Origin of the sequence: Ruegeria sp. R13_0, assembly GCF_017743995.1 — a bacterium.
GTDB lineage: Bacteria > Pseudomonadota > Alphaproteobacteria > Rhodobacterales > Rhodobacteraceae > Ruegeria.
Genome location: NZ_JAGHRB010000001.1, coordinates 194,660 through 214,218, shown reverse-complemented (window position 1 = coordinate 214,218; position 19,559 = coordinate 194,660). Strand labels below are relative to the sequence as shown.

Here is a 19,559-nt window from a genome sequence, read left to right as displayed (position 1 = left end):
GCCTTACCGCCTGCATCGCGGACGGAACCGATTGGAGAAGGATATGAACGCGCAAACGCCAGCCGTCCCAGCACATGCCCATACACCGCAGCCCGAGGATATCACCTCGCTCAATGAAACGCGGGTCAAGGTCAGGAACATGCTGATGCGCAGCCCGGCCTTTCTGGCGCTGCCACCTGAGGAACGCAGACGCGTCGCCTATGACACGGTGAATGTGTTCCACTTCCTCGGAGATGACGCGCCTGTCAGCGCCATGACCGACCCGATGGCCACCGCGCAGTCCATGGCTCCGGCCATGGCGATGAACCGTGGGCGAAGCGGCGTGAATACAGGTGCGGCGGCCGGGCGCGTACCGGTCACAAACGTTCAGCACACTTCTGCCGAGCCACCCGAGGGCGAATTCCGCGCAGGCGCCGCCCGCGAAGGGGCCGCCGTTGCGGGTGCGTTGCTGCAATCCGTCAATTTCGTCGAATTCGTCGGCGGTCTGATCCAGAACGTCTATGTCGCCATTGTCGATGCCTCGATCAAACAGATGCAGGCCTATGGCGAGATGGTCGCCTCGGTCTCGAAATCCGTGGATGAGTTCAAGCGCGACAACATCACTGCAAATCAGGGGCGGGACTACCTGACCGATCAATTCCCTGACCTGTTCGATATCTCGACCGAGGCGGATTTCTTTGGCGAAGGCGGCGGCGAGCCGCGCGTTGTCCTGCGGGACGGTGTTGATGAGCGCGAAGCGGCAGAACGCGTCGGGCGCGATCTGAACCTGACCGGAGATCAGGCTCCGCGCGCATTGGACAGCGACACGCTGGAACAGATCATCGTACCCGCTGCACAGATGCAGCTTGCCCTGTCCAGACATCGCCTTCTGGCTACTATGATGTTGATGGGGTTGCAGAAAATCGTGGTCACCGATGGCCGGATCAGTGCGAAGGTGATGTATAGCTTCAAATCGAAGGACGTGTCGCAGATGAAAAAGCGGGCACAGGAATTCGACTACGGCGACCAGATGAAAACCACGCGCCGAGGGGCATGGGACCGGGGCGATGATGGTACGAGCTACGAATCCAGCGGCTCCGGAAAGGATCGCGAAACCAGCTACAATCGCGGCAAACGCTGGTCGAAGGGTCACTACCAATCCGTGCAGGAGCCAGTGATCGAGATGCAAAGCGTGACCACCGAACAGACAAACGCCGCGTTGCAGACACAGGCGCAACTGGCTGGCTCGGTGGATATCAACTTCAAATCCGAGACGGTCGATCTGAACCGCATCGCGGATTCTATTCAGATGAACCAGATCCAGGATGCCGCCGGAATGATGCAGGCGGCGCAACCGGTTGCCGGATCACCCGGAACCGCCGCCGTTCAGCAACCTGCGCCCCAAGGTCAGCCTCAACCCACGACGCCCACACAGTAAGCGGGGCAGCCAATGGAACACCCACAACCCGCCACCCCGATAGACCGCGAGACACTGGATACCACGCGGATCAAGGTCCGTGAAATCCTCGGCCAGTCGCCAGCCTTTCAGGCCTTGCCGCCCGACGAACGCGCGGCCATTGCGCATGACATGGTGCGGGTGGGCAGTTACATGGCGAATCCGGACGGGTTGTTGAAAGACGCACCGGCGCGGCCTGAACCTCTGGCGCAGGCGCAATCCGGGACACGCCCCTCTACCCGAGGAGTCCGTGATGCCTCGCGCCGCGCTTCAGGAGACCACGGCTTCGCGGGTGAGGATTTTGAGGGCGGCGCAATCCGCCAAGGCACCGAGCAGTTCGGGGAACTTATTGGAAAAGTTGACTTTCCTCAATTCGTGGGCGGGCTGGTCCAAAATGTCTTTCAGGCGATCGTCACCTCGTCGATCGAGCAAATGCGCGCCTATGCCGAGATGCTGAAAAGCGTCTCGCAATCGGTTGATGATTTCGCCCGCGAGAATATCACCGAAAATAACGCCCGCGACTGGCTGACTGATACTTATCCCGACCTGTTCGATGTCTCGGTCGGCGGAGACGAGTTCTCGTTTGACGATGGCGGTGGCGGCCAACCCCGCCTCGTCACACGCGGCGAAGAGGTTGAGGGGCGCCTTGCCACTGTCTCAACCGATCTGGAACTGGACAAACCGGTCACCGATCTGTCCGACCCCGAAAGCGAGGCCAAGCTCGTGCGGGGCGCGCGGCTTGCGATGGCGAAAAGCCGAATGCAATTGCTTGCGTCGATGGTGGTCCTTGGCATCAGCAGGATCGTGGTGACCGATGGTTCGATCCGCGCCAAGGTCGTGTTCGGGATGCGCGCCTCAGATATCGCCCGGCGGCGGTCGAAGGCGTCGCTCTATGACCGGCAGAGCTCTCGCAATAAAAACGTCAGCGGGGCGGCGTTCGGGTTCTTTGGCATCGGCGGCGGGTCTGTGAACGTCAACGAGCAGAGCCACATGACCACAGTCGGATCTTCGCTGGACGAAAGCTCCTCCAGTTCGGCCGCGCTGAAGGCGCAGCTTTCGGGGGATGTGCGGGTGAACTTCAAATCGGATTTCCTGCCGATGGAGAAACTCGCCACGCCCGAGATGATGGCCGCCATTCAGGGCAATGCGATGCCACAGCAGCCGCCTCATCTGGCCAATTCCGAAACCCCGACCCCGCCGACTGACCAGAACCAGACCAGCACACAAGGATGAACGCGGGCATGAACGCGCATGCCACATATCCTGACGACCGCAGCGACGCCCAGCACATCCATCAGTTGGGCGCCTACGCGCAGCAATGCCTTGGCCGGTCCTCGCCTGCACTGGTTGCGCTTGCCCTGATCGACCTGCCGGTCTTGCCTGACGTCCAGATCGCCGACGCGCGCGACGGAGAGATCCTGCATGCTGTGGCCCCACTCTATTTCGCGATGGAGGTCGAAATGACCGGCCTCACCGCTGCCTTGTCACGGGTTGCGGGCTATTACGCATCCGGAGGGCTGCGCCTGCCCCGCGGCCCGGTTGCCAGCAAATTGATATCTCATCACCGGGAATACGAAACTCGCAGGCCCTCCGATGACCGATACGCCGCCTATCTCAGGCTGTTTGGCAACGCCCCAGAAGGTGCAGTTCCCTTTGCTATGCAAGGCGGTGTGAACGGCGCTTTCGACGAAGACATGCTGCAGCTGGCCGAGGCCTTGCACCGCTATGCCTCCTTGCCTGCTACCGATCTTTCGCCAACCGTGGCCCGGCGCGAAATTGCCCGTGCGGCCCGCAGTTTGGCGATGACGCTATTGGCCCATGCGGGCGGCGCGACCCACTACCTTGCCGACGAAGCCCTGGCTTTGATCCAGCGCGCAACGGACATCTTCGGGGATCGCAGCTTGCAGACCGCCTTGGGCAGCGCGCGGTTTTGGGATGCCGTTTCGGCCAGTCTGTCTACGGGTCATGGTCGGCCCGGTTTTCGCGATCCATCCTTGACGGCAACGGCACGGCAGCATCTGGCGCGCGGTCGGGCGGGCATGATCTTGATCGAATGGGTGGCAAGTCAGTTAAGCGAACTGGGCGGTGTCTCGCAGCTGCGCCTGGATCGGTCCGATCCTGTTCTGACCGAAGGCACGCGTTGGCTTGAGGCGACGCTTGACCTGCTGTCCCAGGCCGAGGCGATGCACCATGGTCTCTGACACCGCACGCCCCGAACAACGCAACAGCGTCCGCGCCGCTGTGCGTGGCTTGCTGGAGTCGAACCCCGCCTACGCCAATATCCCCGAGCCGGACCGCAAACGCCTCGCCCAAAACCTTGTTCAACTGACCGAAACCTCGTTGGAGCTGCTACGCGAGGAAGCCGCCACCGCGCCCCGCCCTGATCCTCCGCTGGCGACGGCCATGTCCGAACCCTTTGATCCTGCTGCCAATCGCCAGCTTTCGGACGTCGCGCAAGCCACTTTGGAGGGAATTGCCTTCCCTCGATTCGTGACCGAACTCGTGAACGGAGTTTTTCGCGGGCTGATTGATGCAAATGCCCAGCAACTACAGGCTTATGTCGAGATGATCTCGGGCGTTACGGCGGCCTCGGCAGACAGTCCGGCCGCCACCGGGCCGGATCAGGCGCGGGTTTGGCTGGTGCAACAGTTCCCGGATGCCTATGAGCTGGGCACCTCGCAAGACGACTGGGGCAACGAAGAGGAAAACGGTTCCACAGTCGTGCGGCTGCGCGAAGGGCGGGACGGACCCCCAAGGGAAGAGGTCGCGGCGTTGCTGGAACTGGCGGGCGAAGAGGCTGAGGGCTTTGACACCGAAGAGCCTGAAGAGGGGTTATTGGGGCGCGTTCGCGCCTATCTGTCGCGGAAGAAACAGAAGGTGATCGCCTCGCTTCTGACGCTGGGAATGAACCGTCTGGTGATTGATCACGGCAAGATCAAGGCCGGCATGAATTTCTCAATCGATGCGCGTTCGGCGGCCGAAGAAAACCGCGCGAGACGGTTTGAGATGAAGCACACCTCGACCATGGGCGGTTCGGTGGGGTTTGGTCCGTGGTCGGTCAATGCCTCGATGACCAATTCGATTGGGATCGTGAACACCAATCAAAGCCACCGCAGCGAGGAAATGAACCAGAACGTCAATATGAACGCGGATGTCGAGCTGCATTTCCACTCGGACTATCTGCCGCTGAACCAGCTGGCAGCGGCGGACAGTGTCAATCGCATTCGCGCCGTTAGCCTGAATCCCAACGCTCCGGCGCAGACGCGCGCGCCACGGCAACCCTCGGCGGCTCAGGTCGCGGCGCGTTCGGTGGTGAATACGCCGATCCAACATGCAGAAACGCGCGATCCACCGCAGATCCAGCAGCATCCCACAGGCAATCGGGATCAGGGCAGCAACGCCTCTCAGGGAGCGTCATCGGGCAGTGATCAGCCCTCGACGACGGATCGTCAGACGCCGACGGGCACTGATGCTACCCAAAGATCGGCGTGACGACCTGAAACCCAAGTTCCTGTATCTTAGAGAACTCGCTTGTTCCTGCGAACACAACGCAACCAGAATTACGCCCTGGACACCCCGTTTCTCGCAGCCACGAAATCGACAAGATGCGGAATATAGTCGTTCGGTCCATCACCTCCAGCAGAAAGCGCCATGGCAAAACTATTTTTTGCGGCGTTTCCGATTGGATTGGACAGCCCCACTTCATCCGCCATGGCTTCGAGATAACGTAGATCTTTCAGAGCATTGGATAGCGTGAACTTGTGGGACTCTCGATTGCCTTCAACGGCGTACCCCATGAAAGTCTGGTAAAACCCGCAGTCCATCCTGCTGCCACGAATAACCGAGTCGAATTCCTTGGTGGAAATTCCGACTTTTTCTGACAGTGCCAACGCTTCCGAATAAAGCGCCGCATACCCCAGCGAAAGAAAGTTATTCAAAAGCTTCATTTTGTGCCCTGCAGCACATGGGCCAATGTGAACAATGGTCTTTGCCCAAGCTGAGATAACAGGCTTCAACCGCTCAAAAACACCTAGGTCAGCACCGACCATGGTCGACAGCTCTCCGCTCTGTGCTTGAACGGGCGTCCCGCCCAACGGCGCGTCTGCCATGTGATGACCGGCCTGCGCCAACTTATTAGCCAGTGCCAAAGTGGAATTCGGGTCAGACGTGGAACAATCCACAATGACGCTACCGGCCTGCAGGGTTGGCATCATGGCGTCCACGATTGCCTCGACCTGAGGCGAACCGGGCGCACAAATATGGACAACCGAGGACACCGCTGCAAGCTCCGCGAGGTTTTTCGCCTCTGTCGCGCCCTGAGCGACTAGGTCATCGACAGGGCCACGGTTTCGATGAGTAACCACATTAACTGCGAAGCCTGCTTTTAGCAGATTTTCGGCCATACCCTGACCCATCAGGCCAACACCAACAAATCCGATTGTTTCTTTGCTCATCGGGGTCTCCATTTAAAGAACTATTGAGAGGTAGTTTGGACTAGCACGGACTGAAAGCGCAGTGACGGCTTAACTCTGTTTCGCAAACCAAGCGGCGGATCGCAGCGAAGGACCGCTTTTAGATCTTTTCGGCAGATGCTGCGCTTGAGCCAGATATTCGTTGTGGGCTCGAGACGGCCGCTCTCTGCAATTGGGTTCAATCTCTGCAGAACAAGAGATACAATTGAATGTGAGTGAACATTGCATGGCATTTGATAATTCAATCAGAGACCGCTTTACGCAACACTGGTTCGATGACATTCACAGTTTGTTGTTCCTGAGTGTTCAACTACGGACAGCACGTACTTCGACTTATTGGCAGCTTACCGTGCTGCTTTCCGAAATGTCTGCCTCGTGCCCACTGCTAGATTTTACTCCAACTTGACCCAAGCCGCATTCCTCGAAGAGCTTTGAACGCACGCGGCTACAAACTTAACGCCATTGAGTCCATCATGAACCGTTGGATAGACGACCGTAGGGTCAGGTGAACTCCCATTTCGGAAAGCTTGGATCGCCTCAGCAGCCTCTCCATAGATATTGGCGAAACCTTCAAGATATCCCTCGGGATGGCCCGGAGGGACCCTGCTCAAACGATTGGCAGCGTCACCAGTTCCGGCTCCATTTCGGGTGATCAGGCGCTTGGGTTCGTTGTATGGTGTGAACCAAAGGTAGTTGGGATCTTCTTGGGCCCACTCCAGCCCACCTTTTTCGCCGTAGACCCGCAACCGAAGTGCGTTTTCATTTCCGGGAGCCACCTGAGAAGACCACAGCATACCTCGCGCTCCTCCCTCGAAGCGAAGCAAGACGTGGGCGTTGTCATCGACTTTGCGCCCCGGCACAAAGGCCTGCAAGTCCGCCGCCAGGCTTTCCGCTGTCAGCCCGGTTACAAAGCAGGCAAGGTTGTAGGCATGGGTTCCGATGTCACCGGTCGATCCGCCCGCGCCCGAGCGTTCGGGATCAGTTCGCCACTCAGCCTGTTTGAAATCCTGCTGCTCGGTCAGCCAGTCCTGCGGGTATTCAACCTGAACCACGCGGATCTTGCCAATATCGCCGTTGGCAACCATTTCGCGCGCCTGCCGAACCATCGGATAACCCGTGTAATTGTGGGTCAAAATGAATAGGGCATTCGCGCTTTCTGCTGCTTTGACCAGCTTTTTTGCATCGGCAAGGGTCGAGGTGAGTGGCTTGTCACAAATGACATGAATACCGCGTTTCAGGAACTCGCGCGCGGCAGCATAGTGGACGTGATTTGGCGTGACGATTGAGACCGCCTCGATTCCGGATTTCAGCCGTGCTTCGCGGATCGCCATTTGTTTGAAGTCTTCATAGACCCGTTCGAGCCCCAATGCCTGACCACTTTCCAGAGATTTCTCTGGCGTCGAAGACAAGGCACCGGCAACCAACTCGAACTTGTCGTCCAATCGCGCGGCTATGCGATGAACGCCGCCGATGAAGGCGTCGTTTCCGCCGCCAACCATGCCAAGCCGTATGCGTCCCGAGGTTTCTTCACTGCGTCCCGTAACCATCACTCAATCCCCAGCATTTTACGATTGGCGGCTTCGTCGGCGCCACCGTCGGCGAAATCATCAAAGGCTTTCTCGGTCACACGTATGATGTGATCTGATACGAATTGAGCGCCTTCGCGCGCGCCATCCTCGGGGTGTTTGAGGCAGCATTCCCATTCGACCACAGCCCAGCCATCAAAGTCATTCGCGGCCATTTTTGAGAAGACCGCACCGAAGTCCACTTGGCCATCACCAAGCGACCGGAACCGCCCGGCCCGATCAACCCAGCTTTGATATCCGGAATAAACACCCTGCCTCCCGGTCGGGTTGAACTCGGCGTCTTTCACATGGAACATCCGGATCCGATCTTTGTAGATGTCGATATTGTCCAGATAGTCGAGGCATTGCAGCACGTAGTGCGACGGGTCGTATAGCATGCAGGCCCGCGGGTGATTTCCCGTCCGTTCCAGAAACATCTCATACGTCACACCATCGTGGAGGTCCTCTCCGGGATGGATTTCATAGCAAACATCAACGCCGCAGTCTTCGGCGTGATTTAGGATGGGCATCCACCGGCGCGCAAGCTCATCAAAAGCCGTTTCAATCAAACCGGCAGGGCGTTGCGGCCAAGGATAGACATAGGGCCATGCCAGCGCGCCAGAGAATGTTGCATGTGCGGAAATACCCAGGTTTTTTGACGCTGACAGAGCCTTTTTGACCTGATCCACTGCCCATTCTTGCCGGGCTTTCGGGTTCCCGCGAACGCTTTCGGCAGCAAAGCCATCAAACGCGCTGTCATAGGCTGGGTGAACGGCCACAAGCTGGCCCTGAAGATGCGTTGAAAGTTCGGTGACTTCGACGCCATTCTCCATGGCTTTGCCTTTGAAGTCATCGCAATAGCCGGTGCTGGACGCGGCCTGTTCAAGGTCGAACAACCGGCCGTCCCAACTGGGGACCTGAACGCCTTTGTATCCACAATCAGCCGCCCATTTGGTGATCGCGTCCCACGAATTGAACGGTGCTTCGTCCCCCGCAAATTGCGCAAGAAACAAAGCTGGACCTTTGATCGTCTTCATAAAATTTCCTCCCCAAAACCTAAGCCTCTACGGCGGTAAATTATCCTTCAGATAGATGTCGATACGGATACGTTCCTGCGCTTTGTTGAATGGAACCTTGTCCTTAGTAGCGCGCAAAAGACGGACGGCAGAACGAACAATATGCCCGGTGTCTTGCGAGATTAAGGCGTCAAATGTGCCAAGCCTAAGCGCCTCACGACTGAGCGGAGTAAGCTCATGCGCTATGATCACCAGATCTTTGCTGAACCTGTTCTCTGAAAGAAATTGTATCAGGCCGGCATTGCCCGCTGCTGACGAGTATATTCCGACCAGATCCGGATAGGTTTCAAAGATCTCGGGCATCATCTTGTAAATCAGATCAGGGTCATCCCGGCCTTCGACAGACGCCACAACTTGGAGGTGCGGAAATTCCTCGGCCACGATAATGTCAAAGCCTTGGCGACGCTCGAGATGGTCACGTGCTAAACGGGATCCTGTAAGAACCAAGACCTTGCCGTCGCGATGCACAAATCGCCCCATCAGCTGAGCGGCGGTTCGTCCTGCCGAAACGTTATCGATACCCACAAAGTGGTCTCGCTCAGAACTCGGCAAGTCAGACACCAAGGCGACCACCGGAACGCCTTTGTCCCTGAGCCTTTTAACAGCATCCCGAACAGAAGGTGTTTCGGGCCCGAAAACGGCAACCCCATCAACATCCAAACTGTCGACGGCATCCAGAATGTTGACGATATCTTGCGGCTCAAACGGAGCGACCTTCTTAATCGCAATGCGGGTCCGCTCGATAAATTGGTCACGGGATTGTTCTGCGATCTGACTGCTGATTGCCTCCACAAACTCGTTGTCAGTGTCCGGCAGAACAAAGAGGAAGTTGTAAACTCGGTTTCGCGCAAGGTTGGCCGCGGCCGTGTCGCGCACATAGCCCAGCTCATCAATTGCCTTTTGTACTTTCTGTACGGTTACGGCCCGCACGCCGGGGCGTCTGTTCAAGACCCGGTCAACAGTCGCGAGACTGACACCCGCGACGCGCGCGAGGTCGTTGACGGTTGGCTTTTTCACCAATTCTATTTTTCGTTTTTGGTCTTTCACGTGTTCTTCAGCCCTCAACCTCCCGTGCCAAGCCTTCAAACAACAAAGCAACAGCCTCAGCACCGGGATCGTTATGTCCAACTAGGTTTTCTTCGGGAACATAGGCTGCCCGGCCTGCCTTCGCACGACGAATATTTGCGGTGTTGTTCGCGCCTTCGCGGGCAGCCTCGGCCGCATGCGTCAGACCAGATGGCAACGCGGCAAGCGCCGGTGCCAGGGCGTCAATCATTGTCCGGTCACCGACCTTGGCACCCCCAACCTGGCTGACACGGTTTAGGCCCTCGACTAGGGATTTAGGCACGGAGGCCCCGCTTGCACAGGCATCCCCGGCCGCGTTGAAAAAGATCGCAAGAATCACACCGGACGACCCACCCATTGTCTGGCTTAATTCATTGCCCAACGCCGGAAACAGTTGCGTCAAATCAGCAAGAGGCATGCGATTAAGGCTACCTTGCAACGCTCTTGCGGCAGTCGCCAATGTGCTTCCTGTATCGCCATCTCCGGATTTCGCGTCCAGCTCGTTCAGGGTTTTCTCGGCGTTGATCAGCAGCTCAGACAACCGGGTGATCGTTTCCTTTGTTGCGGGATTGTTCGAAGGAATTGGATCGATTGGGGTCAGGCCATCAGGCAATGGCGCAACTTTGATCGGGTCGATGGAATTGACCCCGGGCCATGCGGCCAGATCGACGGGAGCTTCAAGGGCTGACAAATCGTCCTGATCCACGGGCAGAATGGAAACCGAAAACCCGTGCATATCCAACGACGTCATCATCGGTGCCGGGCCAATGATATGGTGGGCGATACCAGTTTCGGACAACGCGTGCGTGAGGACAGCCATTTCTAGCGGAGTCGTTGAACCCAGGTTGTTGACCAATGCCACGCAATCCCCAGACCCAACCCTTTGCTTCAGCTTCTCCACCACTGTGGACATGGCTGATACCGCATTTGAGAACTCGACTTGCTGTACGCCGGGCTCACCATGGATACCCAAGCCGAGCTCTGCTTTCCCGGGTGCGATCCGGTCTTCTTTTGGAGATCCCGGAACGGTACAGGTGTCCAGGCTCATACCGATGCTGACAACCTTTGCTATGGTGCGTCTCGCAGCGGCTGCGACAGTGTCCAAATCGGCACCGCTTTCGGCAAGCGCTCCGGCGATTTTGTGAACGAACAACGTACCCGCCACGCCACGTGGTTGCGGAAGATCGGGCAGGGCGATGTCATCGTCGACGACGACCATTTCAACCTTGCGACCCAAAGCGCGGGCGCGTTCCGCCGCCAGTCCAAAGTTCAACCGGTCGCCTGTGTAATTCTTGACAATTAGCAAGCACCCAGCCTCACCCGTGACCGCAAGAATGCCGGCCAAAACCGCCTCCACCGAGGGCGAGGCGAACACTTCACCGCAAACCGCTGCCGTCAACATACCAGCGCCAACGAAACCGGCATGGGCGGGCTCGTGACCAGACCCTCCTCCGGACACCAGGGCGACCTTCGACTTGTCCCAATCCGACCGGTATACAACCTTGATATGCGGATAGCCGTCCAGCCGGGTTAGCTGCCCGCCAGAGGACGCCAGAAGGCCGTCTATCGCCTCTGTCACCAGGGTTTCTTTTGTGTTGAGGAACTGGGCCATGCTTTTGCTCCTTAATTCACGCGCGCGCCGGACGCGTCAAAATACAACGGGTTGTGAGGGCGGATTTTTATAATCTTTCCAGATGGGTAGTCCTGATGGACATCAATCAGGGTTACAACCGGGTGTCCATTCAGGTCTAGGTGCAGCCGTGTTTGATCTCCCAGATGCTCGGCGCGTATCACACGCGCCTCGCTGCCTTCGCCTTCGATGATGTTTTCCGGGCGAAGACCAATCTGTGGGCCTTTGTGATCGCCTCCGAACAGTTCGGACGGCAGGATGTTTATCCTTGGCAGTCCCAACCGGCTGGCAACGTAAACACTACCGGGATTTTCATAGATATCCCGGGGTGTTCCGTATTGAACCAGCCTGCCGTTTTCCAAAACGCCGATATGCGTCGCCATTGTCATGGCTTCGACCTGATCGTGGGTCACGTAGAGCAAGGTTGACCCCAGATCGGCTTGAATCCTTTTCAACTCGACCCGCAAATCCGCCCGTAGCTTAGCGTCCAAAGAGCTGAGCGGTTCGTCCATCAGGAAGATCTGGGGATCGCGCACCAGCGCCCGTCCGATCGACACACGCTGCATTTCGCCGCCAGACAATTCGGTGGCTTTGTTGTCCAGTTTGTGCGGGATCTGGAGGATTTCCGAGACTTCGTTGACCTTCCTTGCGATCTCATCCTCTGGCGTCTTCAGGATCGGCGACCGCAGCGGGAAAGATAGGTTCTCACGCACTGTCATATGCGGGTACAGCGAGTATTGCTGGAAGACCATCGCCACATCGCGCTGGGCGGGCGTATCTATTCCAACGTCGCGCCCGGCAATGCGCACCGTTCCTGAATCCAGTTTCTCAAGCCCGGATATCAATCTCAGCGTCGTTGTTTTTCCCGCACCTGTCGGGCCTAGCAACACCACAAAGGCGCCGTTGGGGATCGTCATTGAGATATCATCCACCGCTTTGACGTTGCCAAATGACTTCGAGATATTCTCCAACACGACTTCAGCCATTGCTTAATACCTCGTCGTTCAGAGCGGACCTCAACGCGCGCCCGGTAGATTTTTCAAACAGGGTTACTGCTGGGGAGCGGAACTCCAATCCCACTGTCTCGCCGGGATTAACGGTCTCGCGGGCATCAATGCGGGCCTTCAGCTCTCCATTGGGGCTTTGCAGCGTTAAGATCTGGGTGGTTCCTAAGTATTCTGCGGCCAGGACCTTGGCCCTGTACGCGCTCGCATCCGACAGAAAAACATGCTCGGGGCGAACACCGAAAACCAAGTCACCTTCTGCCCCTTCCATCAGTTTGGGCACGGCTTCGTCATGGCCATTCAATCGAACCATTTCCGAGCCAGGCGCGACCTTTCCTTGAAACGGCAGGAAGTTCATCGAAGGAGACCCGATAAAGTCCGCAACGAACATCGTAGCTGGTTTGTCGTAGATTTCCTGCGGCGTGCCGAATTGCTCAATCACAGCATTATTCATCACCACGATCTTATCGCCCATTTGCATGGCCTCCAGCTGATCATGCGTAACGTACACAGTGGTTGCGCCCATGCGATCATGAAGCGCGCGCAGTTCTTCGGCCATGTGTTCCCGAAACTCGGCATCCAAGGCACCAAGAGGTTCGTCCATCATGAACGCCTTGGGTTCGCGAACAATCGCGCGCCCCAACGCCACGCGCTGCCTGTCGCCGCCTGACAACCCACCTACGGGGCTATCGAGGATGTCGTTGATCCCCAGAATTCCTGCGACTTCCTCGACTTTGGCCTTTACGGCGGCTCGCGGCATGCCCTGCGATATAAGGGGGTAGCTGATATTCTTACGCACGTTCATGTGGGGATACAGCGCGAACATCTGGAACACGAAGGCAATGTCTCGCTCTGATGGCGGCCGCTGGCTGATCTCTTCGCCGTCCAGATAGATTTCGCCCGAAGTTGGAAGCTCCAACCCCGCGATCATCCGCAAGGTCGTGGTTTTCCCGCAACCGGACGGGCCCAGCAACATGAAAAACTCGCCGTCCTCAATCGTGAACGAGCTTTCGCGGACAGCCGTGAAATCGCCGAACATCTTCTTTACGTTTTTAACTACGATCTGGGCCATTTCTACTCCGGGAAATGGCTGACGATGATGAACATGACGGTTCCGATCAGCGTGACGATGAAAGAGTAGGTGAAAGCCCAAAGGACAAAGGGTTGCATCAGCATGAAGACACCCAGTGCGATAAGGATGGTTGCGACCATCTCCCATGGGCCGCGGCGGAGCCGTAGTAATCCGGTAAGAAATTCGCTCATTTGCGTACGGCTCCGAATGTGATCCCACGCAGCAAGTGTTTGCGCATCAGGATGGTGAAAATCATGACGGGGATCAGGAAGATCGTGGCACCTGCCGCCACAGCAGGCCAGTCCAAGCCGCCAATACCGATAATGGTCGGAATGAACGGAGGTGCAGTCTGCGCATTCGCGGATGTCAGCAGCACGGCAAACGCGTATTCATTCCAGGCGAAGATCAGGCAGAAGATCGCAGTTGACGCGATGCCTGTGGCGGCTTGCGGCAGCACCACTTTGTAGAAGGCCTGAAACCTCGTGTAGCCATCTATGAGGGCGGCCTCTTCGTACTCTCTTGGGATTTCGTCGATGAAACCCTTTAGCAACCAAACCGCCAGGGAGATATTTACCCCCGTATAGAGCAGGATCATTCCCAGATGCGTATCGCTCAGCCCAAGGTTTCTGAACATGAGGAAGATCGGGATTGCAACAGCCACCGGGGGCATCATCCTCGTACTCAGGATGAAGAACAGAAGGTCATCCTTTAGCGGTACTTTAAATCGGCTGAACGCGTAGGCGGCCAGCGTACCAAGGAAGATACTCAAGAAGGTCGAGCCAAATCCGATGATAACCGAATTCATAAAGCGCTCGCCGAACTTTGATGGCCCGACAATCACCATGTCGTACTGGCGGACAATCTCATCAGCCCAGTTCTGCGGTGGGTTCGCTTCTAGAAACTCCTGCGTTTGCCGCGTGCGCGTGGTAAAAAGATTGACGTAGCCTTCAAGAGTTGGGTCAAAGACCACTTTGGGCGGATAGCTGATCGCATCGGCCGGGGACTTGAAGCCAGTCAGCAAGATCCACACCAGCGGGATCATTGTGATCAGCGCATAGGTGATGACCAAGAAGCCTGCGATCCATTTGGACCGGTTCGAAGGTTCGGTGACGGAAAAACTGCTCATCTCTGTTTCACCTTGTTCAGGGCTTTGACGTAGATCGACGCAAGGCCGAACACGGTGACGAAAAGGATGATCGCATAGGCCGAGGCATAGCCCGTACGCCATTTCTCAAAGGCTTCGCGTTTCAGGTTTATCGAAGTAAGCTCCGTAACAGACCCCGGCCCTCCGCCGGTGAGCTGAACCACCAGGTCGAACATCTTGAAGTTCTCGATCCCTCGAAACAGCACAGCGAGCATCAGGAACGGCAGCACCATCGGGATGGTAATCGTAAAGAACTGCCGCAACTTGCTGGCCCTGTCGATCTCGGCTGCCTCGTAGATGTAGTCGGGAATGCTGCGCAGCCCGGCCAGACAGATCAGCATCACGAAAGGGGTCCACATCCAGGTGTCAACGATCACAATCGCCCACGGGGCTAACGTGACTGATCCCAGCATTTCAAAGCTCGATGGATCCTTGCCGGTAAACCAGGACACGATGTAGTTAAACAGGCCGATCTGAGGTTGATACAGGAACTTCCAGAAGTTTCCGACAACGGCCGGAGACAGCATCATCGGCAACACGATAATTGTGGTCCAAAGATCGTTGCCCTTGAATTTCTTGTTGATCAACCACGCCAGAGCAAACCCGATCAGAACCTGGAAAAAGATCGTCCAGAACAGGAAATGAGCCGTTGCCTGCATATTCAGCCAAGTGTCCGAGTCTGTCAGTATACGCTCGTAATTCCTGAGTCCGACATCTTTGACTTCACGCCCGATCCGGTTGGCCTTGTAGTTGGTAAAGCTCAGTTGGATGGTCCAGATCAACGGAAAGATGTTGATCGCCAGCAATAGAAAAATCGTTGGGGAGATGAATATCCAGGCGATCGCGCGGTCGGATAATCCCCGGATTTTTCGCGCAACTCGCTCGGGCGTTGCCTGCGCAACGCGATCTACGGTCCTGTCAGACATCTCTTTGCCAGTTCTTGTTGGTTTAGGACTCACGGGTGAAGGTGGAGCGGGATTGCACCCGCTCCGGCCTGTGTCCGGATTACAGCTTGCCTTCGTCTTCGAAGACTTCCGTCCAATCTTCGATTAGAAGATCCAACGCTTCCTGAGCTGTACCTTGGTCGGCAACCACGTAGTCGTGGATGCGTTTCTGCATTGCCAGCAGAAGTTCCGCGTAAGCAGGCTCTTGCCAGAAATCCTGCACACCGCCCATTGCTTCCAGGAAGTCTCCGGCAAACGGTTGACTGTCCACGAAACCGGGATCTTCCAGCACCGAGTTGTGCGCCGAGTAGCCGCCCAGTTCCCACCATTTGGCCTGCACTTCTGGCTGCGCGAACCACTTGATGTACTCAAGTGCGGCGTCCTGCTTGTCGGAGTAGCTGACAACAGAGATACCTTGTCCGCCCAGTGTCGAACCAGCCTGATTTTGGGGTGGGTTCACGAAGAAGTCGATCTTGTCACCGCCGGTATTGGGGTCGGCATAGAGACCTGGAAAGAACGCAAACCAGTTCATGGCCATGGCGACCTGACCGGACTTAAAGGCGTCCAAGCTCTCACCCATGTAGGAGTTGGTATATCCCGGAGGCGTCGCCGTTTCGTAGAATTCCTTGTAGAACTCCAGAGCTTCAACTGCTTCGGGTGAGTTTACCGCGCCTTCCATGTCATATGAGCCCGGGGTGTTTTCGTATTTGAAGCCCCAAGGATACAGCGCTCCGGTCACACCCATGGTGATCCCCTCCGAGCCGCGCTCGGTAAAGATTGCTGCCCCATAGACGGTCTTGCCGTCGATCTCACGACCTTGGAAGAACTGAGCGATCTGCAGCAGCTCTTTCTGAGACTGAGGTTCACGCAGGTCCTGACCCGTAGCCTCTTTGTAAGCGGCCTGGATGTCTGGGTTCTCGAACCAATCCTTGCGATAGAACCAGCCGTTTGCATCGCCCATCGCAGGCAGCGCGTAGTAGTTTGGTGTGCCCTTAGGCCATGTCGAGTAAGCGTAGACAGTGGCCGGCGCGAAATCGTCCATGCTGATGCCTTCAGCATCGAAGAACTCGTTCAGCTGGACATAATGACCATTCTCAGCGCCCCCGCCGATCCATTGGCTGTCACCAATCAGCAGGTCGCAAAGCTTCCCCCCCGAGTTCAACTCGTTCAGCATCCGGTCCGCAAAATTTGGCCAGGGAACAAACTCGAAGTTCATTGTGTGGCCGGATTCTGCTTCGAATTCTTTTGATAGCTCAACAAGCGCGTTGGCCGGGTCCCATGCAGCCCAACATAGCGTCAGATCTTCAGCATTTGCCTTGGTAGAAAGAGTAGTAGCGGCAAGGACTATTGCGCTGGCCGAGGCCAGTTTTGTGTAAGTCATCCATTCCTCCCTTTTTGCGCCGTCAATCGAGGATGTGCGAATCGCGGCATACTTAGAAGGCTATTTGAGGTACGCACCTCAAGTCCAGAATTTTTTGAGGTTCGTACCTCAGACTAACAAAGAAGGTCGTCAATTTCGCTTTTTAGCCATTGTTTTCAAATGAACTTTTTGGTTTGCGAAGATGCGCATGTATATTCAGCAGTGAGGAAGGAATGGCCATACCGATCAAAATCAACGCGGCTGACAAACCCTGCCATCATACCGCCAACGGGTTTAGCGAACCCGCAGTTGCAAGCATTTGCGTCTGATCTCCGCAGCAAACAACGGACCAAGCCTGTTCCATCAACTCCGGACGGTTTCGTGTCTCATGTCGATGGCTCACTCGTGCAACAGATTTTCTACACTTCGAAGCGAGAGCGGCAAGTGAATGTATAGCGTCACCCTAGGCGGATGATCTCGGGACTGGATACGAAGTGATTGAAAAAGACAGGTCTGGTTTTGGTAAAAGCTGCGCAACCGCCCTGCCCCGCTTTACCAAAGTTCTTCTGACAAAACCTCTCGACAAAGGCTGGTATAGTCTTTTGCTATACCATGTCCTTCGTAGTTTGCCTCAATACCAAGCGCGTTGTAGTTCGCGCGTGTTGCGCAGGCGCGACACCATCCTGCAACCACAGCAAAACAGTGTCCGCAACTTGTTCTCCAAACTCAGAGACGCCACAATGTACTGTAGACAAAGCTGGCCAGCATTCTGATGCTTCCTTGATGTCGTCGAAACCGACAATCTGAAACTCCGTTCCAATCTTGGCCTGAGTTTCATGGCAGGCATTGATCATCCCAAAAGCAACGAGATCATTGAAACAAACTGCGGCATCGCACGCAGGATGCTCTTTGAAGAGGCGGACTGTTGCTTCATGTCCAAACGATCGGCTGGATTCCCCAGTTTTTACAATAGGCTGCAAGTGGTTGTCTTTCATCGCACTGATATAGCCGGACAGCCTTTCCTGAGTGACTTCGGCACCATCCAGACCACCGACAAAGGCGATGTTTCGCGCGCCCGTTTCGATCAGGTACTGCGTGGCCGCCCGTCCACCCTCTGCGTAGTCAGGAGCGATAAATGGAAATCTGCCCGTTTCGCTTTCAACCTGTCGCAAGACTTGCATCAATGGAATGCCAGCTCGCTTTACCGCGGAGAGGGTGTTTGTGACATCGCCATAGGCGGGCGACAGGATCAAGGCCGAAACACCATGCTCAAGCATAGCGCCCACCACCTGATCCTGAAGTTCAGGGTCTTCGTTCGTGTTAGCCAAGACGACCGCGTAGCCTCGGGACCCCAACGCCATCTGCAACGAAGTCGCAAACTCGGTGAAAAACGGGTTAGTTAGGTCGTTGATCACCAAACCTATTAGCGCCGTTCCTGTGGATCGCAGATTTGCCGCCGATCGATTGTAGACATACCCAATCTCTTTCATCGCGGTATGGACGAGCTTGCGTGTCTCCGGCCTCACCTGCGTGCTGCCTTGCAACACAAGGCTTACCGTCGACTTTGAAACGCCCGCCGAGTTGGCGACATCTATGATCGTGGGTCTTCGCATTCAGGCTATTGTTCAACTCCATGCAAGCTGAGAAGCGTGGTCATCCGTGCTTTAGCCAGTTCAGGATCCGAGAGCAAACCGGCCTGATCCGCCAATCTGAACACTTGCGCGTAGTGGCAGATGTCACGGCTGGATTGGAACCCACCCGGCATGATGAAATGGGACTGGGCTCCGTTCAGCCATGCAAGATAGGCAATCCCGGCTTTGTAGAACCGCGTCGGAGCCTTAAATATCTCTCGACTGAGGGGAACGGTCGGTGCGAACAGCGCGTTGTAGCGATCCATGTCGCCCATAGCCAATGCTTCAAGCGCCTGGCTGGCGGCGGGGGCGATCGCAGCGAAAATGCCAAGCAGAGCATGGGAAAAATGCGTTCCATCCCCGGCAATAAGATCCGCGTAGTTGAAATCGTCACCGGTGTAGAGGCGCACGCCGTCCGGCAACCTCGCGCGGAAGGCTTCTTCATGTGCCTGATCCAGCAGGGATATTTTTATCCCATCAACCTTGGCAGGATTTTCGTTGATCAGGGACAGCACAAAATCGCTGGCCGCGTCGATATCCGTGCTCCCCCAATAACCCGTCAATGCAGGATCGAACATATCGCCCAGCCAGTGCAGGATTACAGGCTCCGCAGCCCCATCGATAAGCGCGCGGTATACATCATGGTAGGTGTCCGGGCCCGCGTTGATCGCTGGAAAGGCGCGTGACGCCATCAGGATCAATTGCCCTCCCGCGGCTTCGATCGCCTCGGCTTGATGCTCGTAGGCTGACAGGATTTCACCTGCTGTGTTCAACGCGCTTAGAGGCAAGTGATCAGTCCCTGCCCCACAAGCCACGCGAGGCGACAACGGATGGGCCTGCGCAGCCTTCATTGTGCGCTGGATCAACTCCAACGCTGTCTCCCAATCGACACCCATACCCCGTTGTGCGGTATCCATGGCTTCGGCCAGGCCCAGCCCTTGATCCCAGAGCCCCTGACGAAAGCGCAGCGTCGCTTCCCAATCAACGGTGGGGCGCCCATCCCAGGGGTTACGTTCTGCCAGCGGGTCTGAAACCACATGAGCCGCGGCAAAAGCCGTACGTGTCAGAGGCACTTGCGGCGCGCGCGGCACTAGCGGCGTTCCAGTCAGCGCATAGGGTTCCAACTGCCCATCAGGGTTTGGCAAAATCAATTTCATTGTC

17 protein-coding genes are annotated in these 19,559 nt (G+C 56.6%); 4 read left to right on the top strand and 13 right to left on the bottom strand.

Translation table 11 applies throughout. The features are described from left to right. The first annotated feature begins 43 nt into the window (after positions 1 to 43). From J7394_RS01020 to J7394_RS01005, 4 genes are read left to right on the top strand one after another with little or no spacing between them, the layout of a single operon-like run. The gene (locus J7394_RS01020; RefSeq protein ID WP_209250343.1) at positions 44 to 1,417 is read left to right on the top strand and encodes a hypothetical protein; all 1,374 of its coding nucleotides are present in this window, start codon (positions 44 to 46) and stop codon (positions 1,415 to 1,417) included. A gap of 12 nt (positions 1,418 to 1,429) precedes the next feature. Next, positions 1,430 to 2,668 (top strand): hypothetical protein, encoded by a 1,239-nt coding sequence (locus J7394_RS01015; protein ID WP_209250342.1) that lies wholly within the window; start codon positions 1,430 to 1,432, stop codon positions 2,666 to 2,668. Positions 2,669 to 2,676: 8 nt separating this feature from the next. Next, positions 2,677 to 3,636 carry a hypothetical protein gene (locus tag J7394_RS01010; protein ID WP_209250341.1) on the top strand — a complete coding sequence of 320 codons (960 nt, stop codon included), beginning with the start codon at positions 2,677 to 2,679 and terminating at the stop codon, positions 3,634 to 3,636. Beyond that, positions 3,626 to 4,927: a hypothetical protein gene (locus tag J7394_RS01005; RefSeq protein WP_209250339.1), complete on the top strand. Its 1,302-nt coding sequence runs from the start codon at positions 3,626 to 3,628 to the stop codon at positions 4,925 to 4,927. The genes J7394_RS01010 and J7394_RS01005 overlap by 11 nt, the downstream gene beginning before the upstream one ends. A gap of 68 nt (positions 4,928 to 4,995) precedes the next feature. Here the strand turns inward: J7394_RS01005 and J7394_RS01000 are convergent, their stop codons facing one another. The 13 genes from J7394_RS01000 to J7394_RS00940 all read right to left on the bottom strand — a co-directional run bounded on the left by J7394_RS01000 (position 4,996) and on the right by J7394_RS00940 (position 19,555). Next, the gene (locus tag J7394_RS01000; RefSeq protein ID WP_209250337.1) at positions 4,996 to 5,889 is read right to left on the bottom strand and encodes an NAD(P)-dependent oxidoreductase; all 894 of its coding nucleotides are present in this window, start codon (positions 5,887 to 5,889) and stop codon (positions 4,996 to 4,998) included. Positions 5,890 to 6,299: 410 nt separating this feature from the next. Further along, the gene (locus tag J7394_RS00995) at positions 6,300 to 7,454 is read right to left on the bottom strand and encodes a Gfo/Idh/MocA family protein (protein ID WP_209250336.1); all 1,155 of its coding nucleotides are present in this window, start codon (positions 7,452 to 7,454) and stop codon (positions 6,300 to 6,302) included. Further along, positions 7,454 to 8,509 carry a sugar phosphate isomerase/epimerase gene (locus tag J7394_RS00990; protein WP_209250335.1) on the bottom strand — a complete coding sequence of 352 codons (1,056 nt, stop codon included), beginning with the start codon at positions 8,507 to 8,509 and terminating at the stop codon, positions 7,454 to 7,456. The genes J7394_RS00995 and J7394_RS00990 overlap by 1 nt, the downstream gene beginning before the upstream one ends. A 27-nt stretch (positions 8,510 to 8,536) precedes the next feature. After that, entirely contained in the window at positions 8,537 to 9,595 is a 1,059-nt protein-coding gene (locus tag J7394_RS00985; protein WP_209250334.1) for a LacI family DNA-binding transcriptional regulator, read from the bottom strand. Positions 9,596 to 9,602: 7 nt separating this feature from the next. Beyond that, positions 9,603 to 11,225 carry a dihydroxyacetone kinase subunit DhaK gene (locus tag J7394_RS00980; protein ID WP_209250333.1) on the bottom strand — a complete coding sequence of 541 codons (1,623 nt, stop codon included), beginning with the start codon at positions 11,223 to 11,225 and terminating at the stop codon, positions 9,603 to 9,605. Positions 11,226 to 11,236: 11 nt separating this feature from the next. Further along, positions 11,237 to 12,229, bottom strand: a complete 993-nt coding sequence (locus tag J7394_RS00975; protein ID WP_170637979.1) for an ABC transporter ATP-binding protein — start codon at positions 12,227 to 12,229, stop codon at positions 11,237 to 11,239. Then, on the bottom strand, positions 12,222 to 13,319 hold the full coding sequence (locus J7394_RS00970) for an ABC transporter ATP-binding protein (RefSeq protein ID WP_209250332.1): 1,098 nt from the start codon (positions 13,317 to 13,319) through the stop codon (positions 12,222 to 12,224). Before J7394_RS00970 ends, J7394_RS00975 begins: the two co-directional genes overlap by 8 nt. Positions 13,320 to 13,321: 2 nt before the next feature. Further along, on the bottom strand, positions 13,322 to 13,510 hold the full coding sequence (locus tag J7394_RS00965) for a hypothetical protein (protein WP_155150119.1): 189 nt from the start codon (positions 13,508 to 13,510) through the stop codon (positions 13,322 to 13,324). Continuing rightward, complete coding sequence (locus tag J7394_RS00960; protein ID WP_010442361.1) at positions 13,507 to 14,445, bottom strand: carbohydrate ABC transporter permease; 939 nt, start codon at positions 14,443 to 14,445, stop codon at positions 13,507 to 13,509. The genes J7394_RS00965 and J7394_RS00960 overlap by 4 nt, the downstream gene beginning before the upstream one ends. After that, positions 14,442 to 15,389 carry a carbohydrate ABC transporter permease gene (locus J7394_RS00955; RefSeq protein WP_155150124.1) on the bottom strand — a complete coding sequence of 316 codons (948 nt, stop codon included), beginning with the start codon at positions 15,387 to 15,389 and terminating at the stop codon, positions 14,442 to 14,444. The genes J7394_RS00960 and J7394_RS00955 overlap by 4 nt, the downstream gene beginning before the upstream one ends. 79 nt (positions 15,390 to 15,468) lie before the next feature. Continuing rightward, complete coding sequence (locus tag J7394_RS00950; RefSeq protein ID WP_170375848.1) at positions 15,469 to 16,788, bottom strand: ABC transporter substrate-binding protein; 1,320 nt, start codon at positions 16,786 to 16,788, stop codon at positions 15,469 to 15,471. A gap of 584 nt (positions 16,789 to 17,372) precedes the next feature. Next, the gene (locus J7394_RS00945) at positions 17,373 to 18,380 is read right to left on the bottom strand and encodes a LacI family DNA-binding transcriptional regulator (protein WP_209250331.1); all 1,008 of its coding nucleotides are present in this window, start codon (positions 18,378 to 18,380) and stop codon (positions 17,373 to 17,375) included. A gap of 5 nt (positions 18,381 to 18,385) precedes the next feature. Then, the gene (locus J7394_RS00940) at positions 18,386 to 19,555 is read right to left on the bottom strand and encodes a dihydrodipicolinate synthase family protein (RefSeq protein ID WP_209250329.1); all 1,170 of its coding nucleotides are present in this window, start codon (positions 19,553 to 19,555) and stop codon (positions 18,386 to 18,388) included. Positions 19,556 to 19,559: the final 4 nt, after the last annotated feature.

Excerpts from the sequence above, each read along its gene's own strand:
- J7394_RS00980 (WP_209250333.1), bottom strand. The coding sequence starts at position 11,225 with ATGGCCCAGTTCCTCAACACAAAAGAAACCCTGGTGACAGAGGCGATA.
- J7394_RS00955 (WP_155150124.1), bottom strand. The coding sequence starts at position 15,389 with ATGTCTGACAGGACCGTAGATCGCGTTGCGCAGGCAACGCCCGAGCGA.
- J7394_RS00975 (WP_170637979.1), bottom strand. The coding sequence starts at position 12,229 with ATGGCTGAAGTCGTGTTGGAGAATATCTCGAAGTCATTTGGCAACGTC.
- J7394_RS01000 (WP_209250337.1), bottom strand. The coding sequence starts at position 5,889 with ATGAGCAAAGAAACAATCGGATTTGTTGGTGTTGGCCTGATGGGTCAG.
- J7394_RS00995 (WP_209250336.1), bottom strand. The coding sequence starts at position 7,454 with ATGGTTACGGGACGCAGTGAAGAAACCTCGGGACGCATACGGCTTGGC.
- J7394_RS00970 (WP_209250332.1), bottom strand. The coding sequence starts at position 13,319 with ATGGCCCAGATCGTAGTTAAAAACGTAAAGAAGATGTTCGGCGATTTC.
- J7394_RS01020 (WP_209250343.1), top strand. The coding sequence starts at position 44 with ATGAACGCGCAAACGCCAGCCGTCCCAGCACATGCCCATACACCGCAG.
- J7394_RS01005 (WP_209250339.1), top strand. The coding sequence starts at position 3,626 with ATGGTCTCTGACACCGCACGCCCCGAACAACGCAACAGCGTCCGCGCC.
- J7394_RS00940 (WP_209250329.1), bottom strand. The coding sequence starts at position 19,555 with ATGAAATTGATTTTGCCAAACCCTGATGGGCAGTTGGAACCCTATGCG.
- J7394_RS01015 (WP_209250342.1), top strand. The coding sequence starts at position 1,430 with ATGGAACACCCACAACCCGCCACCCCGATAGACCGCGAGACACTGGAT.
- J7394_RS00950 (WP_170375848.1), bottom strand. The coding sequence starts at position 16,788 with ATGACTTACACAAAACTGGCCTCGGCCAGCGCAATAGTCCTTGCCGCT.
- J7394_RS00945 (WP_209250331.1), bottom strand. The coding sequence starts at position 18,380 with ATGCGAAGACCCACGATCATAGATGTCGCCAACTCGGCGGGCGTTTCA.
- J7394_RS00990 (WP_209250335.1), bottom strand. The coding sequence starts at position 8,509 with ATGAAGACGATCAAAGGTCCAGCTTTGTTTCTTGCGCAATTTGCGGGG.
- J7394_RS01010 (WP_209250341.1), top strand. The coding sequence starts at position 2,677 with ATGAACGCGCATGCCACATATCCTGACGACCGCAGCGACGCCCAGCAC.
- J7394_RS00960 (WP_010442361.1), bottom strand. The coding sequence starts at position 14,445 with ATGAGCAGTTTTTCCGTCACCGAACCTTCGAACCGGTCCAAATGGATC.
- J7394_RS00965 (WP_155150119.1), bottom strand. The coding sequence starts at position 13,510 with ATGAGCGAATTTCTTACCGGATTACTACGGCTCCGCCGCGGCCCATGG.